We start from the raw sequence: 11,548 nt of genomic DNA, 5'->3' as shown, positions 1-11,548 counted from the left end.
TCAATGGCCTCCCGTACGTCGGTTGCGCCGCGAAGACAAGCGGTCGATAAACAGATTGACGCCGATGGTCAGGGTGCCGATGGCCAGGGCTGGAATCACGATGGCCGGCGCCCCCTGGTTGAGGCCGCCGATGTTTTCCCGCACCAGCGAGCCCAGGTCGGCATCCGGCGGTTGCACGCCCAGGCCGAGGAAGCTCATGCCGCTAAGCAGCAGGACGATGAAGCCGAAACGCAGGCCCAGGTCGGTCAGCACCGGGTTGAGCATGTTCGGCAGGATTTCCACACAAGCGATGTACAGCCGGCGTTCGCCACGGGTGCGGGCCACTTGCACGTATTCCAGGGCCTCGATGTTCACCGCCATGCTGCGGGCGATACGAAACGCCCCCGGCATGAAACTGAGCACCGCCGTGCAGATCAGCAGCGTCACCGACGAACCGAACGCCGAGACCATGATCAGCGCCAGCATCTTGCTCGGGATTGAAATGAAAGCGTCCATCAGGCGGCTGATCAGCTCGTCCAGCCACTTCGGCGAAACCACCGACAGCAGCGCGCAACTGGTGCCCAGCCCACTGGCCAGCACCGCCGCCACCAGCGCCAGGCCCACCGTGAAGCGCGCGCCCACGAGAATGCGGCTGAGCATGTCGCGGCCCAGATAATCGGTGCCCAGCGGATAAGTGGCGCTGAGGTTGTCGAAGACATTGTCGGAGACCACTTCACCCACCGGGTGCGGCGCCAGCCATGGCCCGAAGATAGCCACCAGCAACCAGATCACACACATCGCGGCACCGATCAGGCCGAGCCAGGGCGTTTTGCGCGACACCTTGACCAACGCCGGTTCGGGCGCCGCAGGCGGGGATTTCACAATGAGATTGTTCATTGGTTTCTCAGCCTCGGATTGGACAGGATCGCGCACAGGTCAGCCACCAGCACCAACGCCAGGTACGCCGTACAAAACAGCATGGTGCAGGCCTGGACCAACGCCATGTCGCGGTTGGTCACGGCATCGACCATCAAGCTGGCGATGCCGGGATAGTTGAAAATCGTCTCGACGATCACCACCCCACCCAACAGGTAGGACAGGCTCAGGGCGATGGCATTGGCGATCGGCCCGATGGCATTGGGCAAGGCATGGCGCAGCACCACCCGCACCGGACTCACACCTTTGAGACGGGCCATTTCCACGTAGGGGCTGTCGAGTTGATCGATCACCGCCGCCCGGGTCATGCGCGCCATCTGCGCAACGATGACGCAGCACAGGGTCATCACCGGCAAGGCGTAGGTACGCATGAATTGCAGAGGCGAAGTGATCTCGCTGGAATAGGACAGCGCCGAAAGCCAACCCAGGTTCACCGCGAAAATCAGCACTGCAAGGGTGGCGACCAGGAACTCCGGCACCGCCACCATCGTCAGGGTGAAGAAGCTCAGGAAGCCGTCGATGCGTCCCCCTCGCCCCATCGCCGAGCCGATGCCCAGGATCAACGCCACGGGCACCGACACCAGCGCCGTGGCCGCCGCCAGCATCAGGGTGTTGGGCACCCGGCCAGCCATCAACTCGCTGACCGGCGTGGCGTTGGAGATCGACACGCCCATGTCACCGCTGAGCAGGCTCATCAACCAGTGCAGGTAGCGCAACACACCCGGTTGGTCCAGGCCCATCTTCACCCGTAGCGCCGCCACTTGCTCAGGCGTGGCGAACTGTCCAAGGGACTGTTGCGCCGCGTCTCCCGGCAACACCGCCGTAATGGCGAACACCACCATCGATACGATCAACAGGGTCACGACCGCAGCGCCCAGACGCCGGCCGATCAACCAAAGTGTGTTGCTATTCATCGCCCTACCCCTTGTGCCATGTCACGCCGCAAGACAACACGCATCAAGCGTCAAGCCAGACTTGCTCGGCGAACATATAGCCCATGAAACCGCCCAGCGGGTTGGTGCCATAACCTTTGACGCGTTGGTCGACGCCATCGATGTTGCTGATGAACACCGGGATGCCGATGCCGCTGTGTTCATGCACCAGGGCCTGCATGTCCCCGTACATCTTGCCGCGCTTGACCTCATCGGTTTCACCCCGGGCCTGGATCAGCAACTGGTCGAACTGCGGGTTTTTCCAGCCGGATTCATTCCAGGGCGCGGTCGATTGGAAGAATTGCGAGAAGATCATGTCGGCGTTGGGCCGTGGGTTGATGTTGCCAAAGCTCAGCGGGTGCTTGGCCCAGTGGTTGGACCAGTAGCCGTCGCTCGGCAGCCGATTGACGTTGAGCTTGAGCCCGGCCTCCTTGGCCGATTGCTGCAGCAGCACGGCAACGTCGACCGAACCGGTGGCGGCTGGCGAGCACATCACCGGCATGCTGATGCTTTCCATGCCGGCCTTCTTCAGCAGGAAACGAGCCTTCTCCGGATCGTAGGTCCGTTGCGGCAGGTCGGCGTTGTAGAAGCGTGCGCCGGGGGCGATCGGATGGTCGTTACCGACCCTGGCGAACCCACGGAAGATCGCCGACTTGACCTGTTCGCGGTCCAGCAGCAGTTTCATCGCCTCGGTGAACTCCGGGCTCTGGCCGGGCATCTGGTCCTGGCGAATGATCAGGTCGGTGTAGTTACCCGACGGCGAATCCACTACGCGATGGGTGGTGCTGTCCTTGATGCGCGTGGTCGAGCGCGGGTTGACCTCGTTGATGATCTGCACGTCGCCCGACAGCAACGCGTTGACCCGTGAAGGCTCGTCACCGATGCCGATGAATTCGATTTCGTCCAGGTACGGCAGGCCAGGTTTCCAGTAATTGGTATTGCGCGCACCGATGGAACGCACCCCAGGCTTGAATTCCTTGACCTTGAATGGACCGGTGCCGATGCCCTGGTTGAAGTCGCTGGTGCCCTCGGGGACGATCAGCAGGTGGGAAATGGCAAGGATCGATGGCAGCTCGGCATTCGGGCCGCTCAGGCGTATCTGCACTTCATGGGTGCCGGTGGCCTTGACCTCGGCAAACTGCTCGGCCAGCGGCAAGACCTTGGAACCGGTGATCGGGTCCTTGTGGCGCATCAGGGAAAACACCACGTCGGCGGCGGTGAGGCCCTTGCCGTTGTGGAAGGTCACTTCCTTGCGCAGGGTAATCACCCAGAGCGTGGCATCGGTGGTGTCCATGCGTTCGGCCAGTTCCAGTTGCGGCACCATGTGGCTGTCGAAACGCGTCAGGCCGTTGTAAAACATGTAATGGCGCACGTAGTCCGTGGACGATGAGCCTTTGGCCGGGTCCAGGGTATCGGCGGTGGAACTGGAGATACCGGCGACCCGGATACGCCCGCCGGGCTTGCCTTTGCCGGGGCTCGCCTGTTCATCGGCAAGCAGCTTGCCGGCGGCGCCGAACAGGCTGCCGGCACCCGCCGCGGCCACACCGGCCAGCCCCAGCATTTGCAAGGCATGCCGGCGTGACATGCCACGATTGAGCCCTTCGAAAACACGCAGACTTTCTGTACCGGTGATCAACTGGTCTTTGATGCCGTTTTTAGTGTCACTCATGTCAGTTCTACCTTTCGGAAAATGATAGGGCTCGATGACGTTGCGTTAACGCAACGTGGTTGAAACGCCAAACAACGCGGTGAAACTCAGTGCAGGTAGTCCTGCAAGCGGTAATACGCGCCGACCAGCGGCAAAAACCAAGGCTTGCCGAAGTGCCCGGGAATGGCCGGCCAGTCCAGTTCGCGCCAAGGGTTGGCCTCGACCTTGCCGGCCATGACCTCGGCCATGACCTGGCCCATGTGCACCGACATCTGCACACCGTGGCCGCTGTAGCCCATGGAGTGATAAACCCCGCCATGCTGGCCGGCCCGGGGCAGGCGATCGGAGGTCATGTCCACCAGGCCGCCCCAGCAATAGTCGATCCGGGTGTTCGCCAACTGCGGGAACATCTGCACCATGGCGGCCTGCAACACCTTGCCGCTCTTGGCATCGGAAACACTATCGGACATGGCAAACCGCGCACGGCCGCCAAACAGCAAGCGGTTGTCCGGGGTCAGGCGAAAGTAGTTACCGATCATGCGGCTGGTGACATAGGAGCGGCGTGCCGGCAGCAAGCTGTCGATCAACGCCTGGGGCAAAACCTCGGTGGCGATCACGAAACTGCCCACCGGCACGATTCGCCGCCGATACCAGCCCAGGCCGCCCTGCTGACAGGTACCGGTCGCCAGCAGGATCTGCGAGGCCAGCAGCGCCCCTTTGCTGGTGTTGACTCGATAGCCGCCGGCACTGGCCTTCCAGTCCTGCACCGCCACGCCCTGGAAGATCAACGCACCGTGACGGGCGGCCGCTTCAGCCAGGCCGACGCCGAAACGCCCGACATGCATCTGCACACCATTGCGCTGCAACAAGCCGCCATGAAACTGCGCCGAATTGACTTCCGCCCGCGTCTCCTGGGCCGAAAGCAACTCGACCTCGGCATCGACTTCCTTGCGGATCAATTCACAGGTGCGCGCCAACCCTTCGTAATGCATCGGCTTGGCAGCCAGCTTGAGCTTGCCGTTGCGCTTGAGGTCGCAAGCAATCTGCTCTTGCTCCACCAGCGTCACGACGCTGTGCACGGCGTTTTCATAAGCTTGGTAATACGCCCGGGCCTTGTCGGCGCCGAGGCTGGCGGTGAGCGCCGCGTAATCCTGGGCCACGCCGGTACTGCAATGCCCACCGTTGCGCCCCGACGCCTCGCCAATCACCCTGCCCGCTTCCAGCACGGCCACGCGGGCCCCCTTCAAGGCCAGGGCCCGCGCCGCCGCCAGGCCGGTGAAGCCGCCACCGACGATGGCGACATCGACCTGCCCGGGCAATCCGCCGAGCTGAGCACCGGTGAACGCCGGTGCGGTGTCGAGCCAATAGGACTCACTGCCCATGTCTAACCCCTTTCGCCTTCAAGCGTGCGTCGAGACTCAGAGCCCGACCAGAGCGGGCAACCCGCCGATGTCCGAGATCTGTTGGTAGCCAAAGGCAGCGTTGGCCGGTTGTTCATGACCGCGGGCGACGAAGGCCTTGTGCTTGATCTTCATGTCGTGGGCCGACATCAGGTCGTAGCGGAAGCTCGACGACACATGCAGGACGTCTTCCGGTCCGCAGCCAAGGTTATCGAGCATGAATTCGAACGCGGCCAGGCGCGGCTTGTAGGCCTGGGCCTGTTGGGCGGTGAAGACTTTGTAAAAAGGCGCGCCGAGCTTGTCGACGTTGGACATGATCTGCTCGTCCATCGCGTTGGAAAAAATCACCAGGGGGATCTTGTCGGCGATTTTCGACAGGCCCGCCGGTACATCGGCGTGGGGGCCCCAGGTTGGCACGGCGTCGTAATAGAGCTGGCCTTCGCCACGATATTCGACGCCCCAACGCTTGCAGACCCGCATCAGGGAGGTCTTGATGATTTCATCATAGGGCCGCCAGTCACCCATCACCTGGTCCAGGCGATAAGCGGAGAAATCCTTGACGAACTGGTCCATCTGCCCGGCATCGACACGGTCGGCGAACAGCTCGCGGGTCATGGTGCCCATCTGGAAATTGGTCAACGTGCCGTAGCAGTCGAAGGTGATGTACTTGGGTCGAAGAAAGCTCATGAGTGCGGTCCTGGATGGTTGTTGAAGGCTCGACGAGGCGAACGATGGCGCCTTTCGTGAGGCATCGGTGCAACGCTGCATCACGTTTTCATTACAACACCATGAGACCGTGGATAAATCGTTAAAAATACCGGCCGCTTGGTACAAACCACCGTTTTGCGGGGCTCGCTCAGCAGACTTTGCGGGATGCTCCAGGCGTGGGCGTCGCGCCCGTGTTTCTTTGGGTTTGCGGGCAGTTATGGTGCGCCAGACGACTCTGCAAAGGGTTGTTTCCGGCAGAATCTGCGCTTGGCGCAGCAGCTTCAGCCTCCCTGGTGAATGGGCTGCCGTCATCGCGAGCAAGCTCGCTCCCACAGGGGGGGGGGGGTGGACACGGGTTCAGGAAACGCCGCCAATCCATTGTGGGAACGAGCTTGCTCGCGATGGCGGTGGGTCGGTAGGAGCAGTGTCCGATTCAGACCTTCAGTTCGGCCTCCAGGAAACTCATCAACGCCTGCACCCGTGCACTGCGCAGTTTGCGCGAGGGCACCAGCAGGTTGATTGGGGCGCTGTCGAATTGCCAATCGGCGAGCACCCGTACCAGGCGGCCGTCGGCGATGGCTTTGTTGACGTCCCATTGCGAACGCAGCACCAGCCCCAGGCCCTGTTCGGCCCAGCGTCGAGCCACGCTGCCATCGTTGCTCAACAAGACAGGCTTGATCCGCAGGGTCTTGCGCCCGTGCGCGTTGCGCAGGTGCCACAGGGTGACATCTTCATCGTTTTCACGAATACAGATACACCGATGCTCGGCGAGTTGCTCCGGCGCTAACGGTGTGCCGTTCTGCTCCAGGTAAGCGGGGCTCGCGCACAGCCAACGGTCATTTTGCGTAAGGGGCCGGGCGACCCACTGGCTGTCGCTCAGGTGACCGATGTGAATCACCGCATCGCTGTCATGACGGTCAGGCCAGGGCGTTTCCCGGAGATCCAGATGCAGGCATAGCTGCGGGTGCAACCTGGCAAAACGGGCCAGCAGCGGCGCGAGGCGTTGGCGTCCATAGCCGAACGGTGCCGCCAGCCTCAGGGTGCCGGCCAGTTGATCATCTTGCTGCCTGAACGATTCGGGAAGCGCCTCCAGCTGTTCCAGCAATAGCGCACTCTGGCGCGAGAAACGCTCGCCGTCGGCGGTCAGGCTCAGCCGCCGGGCGTCGCGATTGGCCAAGGTCAGGCCCAGGAGCGTCTCCAGTTTGCGCAAGCGCATGGACAGCGCCGGTGGCGAGACATTGAGGGCCCTGGCAGCGGCGCTCAACGATTCGCAGCGTGCCAGCGTCACGGCCATACGCAGGTCTTCGAGGCTGATCATTCAGTTCAACTTAATGATTGATGACAGCGCATTGAACCACGGCTTTACGATGACTGAGTAGAGTCGAGCCTGTCTTTCACCCGCGAGCCTCGTTCATGCCAGTCTCAATTGCTTCCCTCGATACTCCAGTCGCGCTCATCGATATGCCGCGAATGCAGCGCAATATCCAGCGCATGCAACAACGCATGGATGCCTTGGACGTGCGTTTGCGCCCGCACATCAAGACCAGCAAATGCCTGCCGGTGATCCGGGCGCAGCTTGCAGCAGGCGCCAACGCCATCACCGTGTCGACCCTTAAGGAAGCCGAGCATTGCTTCGCCGACGGCATCCGCGACATCTTTTATGCCGTGTCCATGGCACCTGGCAAACTGGCCCAGGCCCTGAGGCTGCGGCGCAAGGGCTGTCGATTGAGCATCTTGACCGACAGCCTGGCGGCGACGCAGGCCATCGTCGATTTCGGCAGGCAGCACGACGAGCGTTTCGAGGTCTGGATCGAGATTGATTGCGATGGCCATCGTTCCGGCGTGCGCGCTGAAGACGATGCACTCGTCGACATCGCACGGCGACTCAGCGAAGGCGGCATGCAGCTTTGCGGCGTCATGACCCACGCCGGGTCCAGCTACGAGCTCGATACCCCCCAAGCGCTGCAAGCCTTGGCCGAACAAGAACGCCACCTCTGCGTCAGCGCCGCCCAGCGCATCCGCGCAGCCGGGCTGGCCTGCCCCGAGGTCAGCATCGGCTCCACACCCACGGCACTTTCGGCGCAAAGCCTGGAGGGCGTCACTGAAGTGCGCGCTGGCGTCTATGTGTTCTTCGACCTGGTGATGCACAACATCGGTGTTTGCCAGGCGGATGAGCTGGCCCTGAGCGTACTGACCACCGTGATCGGCCATCAGCCGGACAAAGGCTGGATCATCACCGACGCCGGCTGGATGGCCATGAGTCGTGATCGGGGTACCCAGCGCCAGCAGCGGGATTTCGGGTATGGGCAAGTGTGCAGCGAAGCCGGCGACTGGATCGAGGGCGCCCTGCTCTGCAGCGCCAACCAGGAGCACGGTATCGTCACCCTTTCCACTCCCGGGGACATCGATATCACCGAGCGGTTTTCCATCGGCAGTCGCCTGCGCATCCTGCCCAACCACGCCTGCGCCACTGGTGCGCAATTCCCTGACTACCGCGCCTGCGATGCCTCGGGCGCGGTGCGCACCTGGAGTCGTCTGCATGGCTGGTGAAATCGAGTTGATTCACACGACCCAGGCGGCCGCAGCGGGCGGACATTACACCCAGGCGGTCTTGCACCAGGGCGTCTTGTACGTGTCCGGGCAACTGCCGGTACGCGCCGATGGCAGCCACAGCGTCGACCAACCGTTCGAAGTGCAAGCCGCCATTGCCCTGGACAACCTGATGGCGATTCTCGGCGCGGCAGGCCGCAGCCCCAATGACCTGCTGAAGGTGACGGTCTATGTCGTCGGCATCGAACACTGGCCGGCTTTCGACCGGATCTACGCCCACTATCTCGGCGAACACCGGCCCGCGCGTGCGGTAGTGCCCGTCCCGGCCTTGCACCATGGGTACCTGATCGAAATCGAAGCGCTGGCACGTGTGCACGCCTTCCCGACGGCCTAGATGAACCTGTGGCGAGGGAGCTTGCTCCCGCTTGAGTGCGAAGCGCTCACCGCTTTTTTTGGGGCCGCTGCGCGACCCAGCGGGAGCAAGCTCCCTCACCACAGGGGGCTGGCCAGGTCTTGTATTGCTATTGAACCGCGGTCGAGGATTTTCGAGGGAATATCATGAAGCCAGAAAAAAGCGATGTATTGATTATCGGCGGCGGCATCATGGGGTCGGCGTCGGCGTTCTTTCTGCGCCAGCGTGGGCACTCGGTGACCCTGTTGGAACGCGATCTGATCGGCCAATACGCCAGTGGGGTGAATTTCGGCAACGTGCGACGCCAAGGGCGATTCCTCGGCCAACTGGAACTGTCGAATCGCTCGTACGGATTGTGGAAACGGCTCCCCGAGTTGATTGGCGATGACCTGGAGTTCATCCCCAGCGGCCATATGCGCGTCTGTTATCGCGAGGACGAAATCGCCGAGCTTGAAGCCTACGCCGCCGCCCCCGAAGCCCGGGAGCTGGACTTGCAGATCATCACCGGCAAGGCGTTGCACGCGCGTTTCCCGTTCCTCGGCGCGCAGGTCAAGGGCGGCTCGTACGCCCCGCACGACGGCCACGCCAACCCGCGCCTGGCAGCCCCGGCATTTGCCCGCGCGGCGACACGGGCCGGGGCCAGCATCCGCGAGCGAATGGAAGTCGCCACGGTACGAAAGGAGAATGACCATTTCCACGTGACCACCACCAACGGCCAGCTATTCATCGCTGAGCAACTGCTGATCACGGCGGGCGCGTGGGGGGCGAAGCTGTCCGAGCAATTCGACGAAGCGGTGCCGTTGGAAGCCAATGGCCCACAGATGTCGGTCACCGAACCTGTGCCCTATGCCTTGCCGACCGTGATCGGCGTGTTCACCAAGATAAAGGAAGAGGTGATTTATTTCCGGCAGATCCCCCGAGGCAATCTCATCATCGGCGGCGGCAACCGCTGCAAACCGGACATGATCAACCGTCGCGCCTACTTCAAGCCCGAGAGCCTGCTCAACCAGATGCAACAGATGAGCCGCCTGCTGCCCGGGGTGGCGAACCTCAACATCATCCGGGTGTGGAGCGGCATCGAAAGCTATACGCCAGACTCGCTGCCGATCATGGGCCCAAGCGGCAAGGTCAAGGGGTTGTTCTATGCCTTTGGGTTCTGCGGGCATGGCTTCCAGCTCGGCCCGGGCGTCGGCGACGTCATGGCCGAGCTGATCAGCACCGGCAGCACCCGCACCCTGATCAGCCCCTTCGATATTCGCAGGTTCACCGAACCGACCGCTCTGACAATGCCTCAGATGAGCACGCCCGGCACCGGCAGACTCATTTGACACAGGCGACTGGGCGCCCTTTTTGCCCTGGACGGGCGTCGCCATTTTTTTGCCAAGTTAGCCCGGCAGATACAGCAGATTCTTCTTTGCCAGGCTTGAGAACGGCATATCCCTTCCGGGCCGCTTTGTTAGTTTATCGAGAAGAAAACGGCCTCAGGATCTGTCGCCGGCAGTGCTATCACCGCTCTATGGGAGCCCGTTGGATGACCACCCCTTTTTTGAACACCTCGCCTACGTCCCAGCAGTTCTATATCAATGGTGACTGGCTGTCTCCGGCATACCCGGCCACGCTGCCCGTGGTCAATCCCGCTACCGAGCACGTCATTGCCGAGGTCGCCCGAGGGTCCGGCGAAGACGTTGACCGCGCCGTAGCGGCGGCTCGCGCAGCCTTTGCCGGCTGGTCTTCGACTGCGGTGGATGCCCGCGTGGCAATCCTGGGAAAGATCCATGCACTGATCCTTGAACGCAAAGAAGAACTGGCCCAGGCGCTCTCGCTGGAAATGGGCGCGGCCATCGGCTTCGCACGGGCCATGCAAGTGCCGCTGGCCGCCGAACACGTTCGAGTGGCCCGCGATGTGCTGTCCACTTACACCTTCCAGAAGATTGAGCATGGCACGGCCATTCAACGCGAACCCATTGGCGTCTGCGGCCTCATCACGCCGTGGAACTGGCCGCTGTACCAAATCACCGCCAAAGTCGCCCCGGCGATTGCCGCCGGTTGCACGGTGGTGTTGAAACCCAGCGAACTGTCGCCCCTGAGCGCCCTGCTCTTCGCACAATTGGTGCATGACGCAGGCCTGCCTGCCGGCGTCTTCAACCTGGTGAACGGCAGCGGTGCCGAGGTCGGCGCGGCCATGGCGGCGCATCCCGACATCGACCTGATCTCCATCACCGGCTCGAACCGGGCGGGCGCACTGGTGGCCCAGGCAGCCGCCCCTACGGTCAAGCGCGTTACCCAAGAGTTGGGCGGCAAGTCACCGAACGTGCTGTTGCCCGACACCGACTTCGCCAAGGCCGTACCGTCGGGCGTGATGTCGGCTTTTCGCAACGTCGGCCAATCGTGCAGCGCACCGACCCGCATGATCGTGCCAAGGAATCGGCTGGCAGAAGTCGAGGCGTTGGCTGCCGCCACCGCCAACGCGATCATCGTGGGCAATCCGCAATTGGAAGAAACCGTACTCGGTCCCATCGCCAACGAGGCCCAGTTCAATCGCGTGCAAGCCATGATTGAAGTCGGCATGAATGAAGGAGCCAAGCTTGTGTGCGGTGGCCCAGGACGCCCGGAGGGTCTTGAACAAGGCTTCTACACCCGCCCCACGGTTTTCTCGCAGGTCGACAGCGCCATGCGCATCGCCCAGGAAGAAATCTTCGGCCCGGTGCTGTGCATCATTGCCTATGACACGGTGGATGAAGCCGTCGCCATCGCCAACGACACCGTCTATGGGCTGGGGGCGCATGTCCAGGGTCAGGACCTTGATCTTGTGCGCGCCGTTGCGTCGCGTATCCGCGCAGGGCAAGTGCTGTTGAACTACCCGGCGTGGAACCCGATGGCACCGTTCGGTGGCTACAAGCGTTCGGGCAATGGTCGTGAGTATGGGGTTCACGGTTTCGAGGAGTATCTGGAGACCAAGGCGATTGTCGGCTTCGAATGAGCG

10 protein-coding genes are annotated in these 11,548 nt (G+C 62.4%); 4 read left to right on the top strand and 6 right to left on the bottom strand.

All coding sequences use genetic code 11. The features are described from left to right. The 6 genes from BLT00_RS16240 to BLT00_RS16215 all read right to left on the bottom strand — a co-directional run bounded on the left by BLT00_RS16240 (window position 1) and on the right by BLT00_RS16215 (window position 6,921). Window positions 1-876 (bottom strand): ABC transporter permease, encoded by an 876-nt coding sequence (locus BLT00_RS16240; protein WP_063320549.1) that lies wholly within the window; start codon window positions 874-876, stop codon window positions 1-3. Then, window positions 873-1,829, bottom strand: coding sequence for an ABC transporter permease (locus BLT00_RS16235; RefSeq protein WP_014337747.1), 957 nt, complete (start codon window positions 1,827-1,829; stop codon window positions 873-875). The genes BLT00_RS16240 and BLT00_RS16235 overlap by 4 nt, the downstream gene beginning before the upstream one ends. A 43-nt stretch (window positions 1,830-1,872) precedes the next feature. Continuing rightward, window positions 1,873-3,516, bottom strand: a complete 1,644-nt coding sequence (locus BLT00_RS16230) for an ABC transporter substrate-binding protein (RefSeq protein WP_092144564.1) — start codon at window positions 3,514-3,516, stop codon at window positions 1,873-1,875. 86 nt (window positions 3,517-3,602) lie between these two features. Continuing rightward, window positions 3,603-4,877, bottom strand: a complete 1,275-nt coding sequence (locus BLT00_RS16225) for an NAD(P)/FAD-dependent oxidoreductase (RefSeq protein WP_092144562.1) — start codon at window positions 4,875-4,877, stop codon at window positions 3,603-3,605. A gap of 36 nt (window positions 4,878-4,913) precedes the next feature. After that, on the bottom strand, window positions 4,914-5,582 hold the full coding sequence (locus BLT00_RS16220) for a haloacid dehalogenase type II (RefSeq protein ID WP_092144560.1): 669 nt from the start codon (window positions 5,580-5,582) through the stop codon (window positions 4,914-4,916). 454 nt (window positions 5,583-6,036) lie between these two features. Beyond that, window positions 6,037-6,921 carry a LysR family transcriptional regulator gene (locus BLT00_RS16215; protein WP_092144558.1) on the bottom strand — a complete coding sequence of 295 codons (885 nt, stop codon included), beginning with the start codon at window positions 6,919-6,921 and terminating at the stop codon, window positions 6,037-6,039. A gap of 95 nt (window positions 6,922-7,016) precedes the next feature. Between BLT00_RS16215 and BLT00_RS16210 the strand changes: the two genes are divergently transcribed. The 4 genes from BLT00_RS16210 (at window position 7,017) to BLT00_RS16195 (ending at window position 11,545) form a co-directional block, all read left to right on the top strand. Further along, the gene (locus tag BLT00_RS16210) at window positions 7,017-8,153 is read left to right on the top strand and encodes a DSD1 family PLP-dependent enzyme (RefSeq protein WP_092144556.1); all 1,137 of its coding nucleotides are present in this window, start codon (window positions 7,017-7,019) and stop codon (window positions 8,151-8,153) included. Further along, window positions 8,143-8,547, top strand: coding sequence for a RidA family protein (locus BLT00_RS16205; RefSeq protein ID WP_092144554.1), 405 nt, complete (start codon window positions 8,143-8,145; stop codon window positions 8,545-8,547). Before BLT00_RS16210 ends, BLT00_RS16205 begins: the two co-directional genes overlap by 11 nt. 164 nt (window positions 8,548-8,711) lie before the next feature. After that, a complete protein-coding gene (locus BLT00_RS16200) occupies window positions 8,712-9,893 on the top strand; it encodes an NAD(P)/FAD-dependent oxidoreductase (RefSeq protein WP_092144552.1) in 1,182 nt (393 codons plus the stop codon). Window positions 9,894-10,096: 203 nt separating this feature from the next. Beyond that, complete coding sequence (locus tag BLT00_RS16195) at window positions 10,097-11,545, top strand: aldehyde dehydrogenase family protein (RefSeq protein WP_092144550.1); 1,449 nt, start codon at window positions 10,097-10,099, stop codon at window positions 11,543-11,545. Window positions 11,546-11,548: the final 3 nt, after the last annotated feature.

Origin of the sequence: Pseudomonas sp. NFACC51 (assembly GCF_900103575.1) — a bacterium.
GTDB classification, from domain to species: domain Bacteria; phylum Pseudomonadota; class Gammaproteobacteria; order Pseudomonadales; family Pseudomonadaceae; genus Aquipseudomonas; species Aquipseudomonas fluorescens_Q.
The sequence above is the reverse complement of the archived record's forward strand: the minus strand, read 5'-3'. Positions and strand labels throughout refer to the sequence as shown.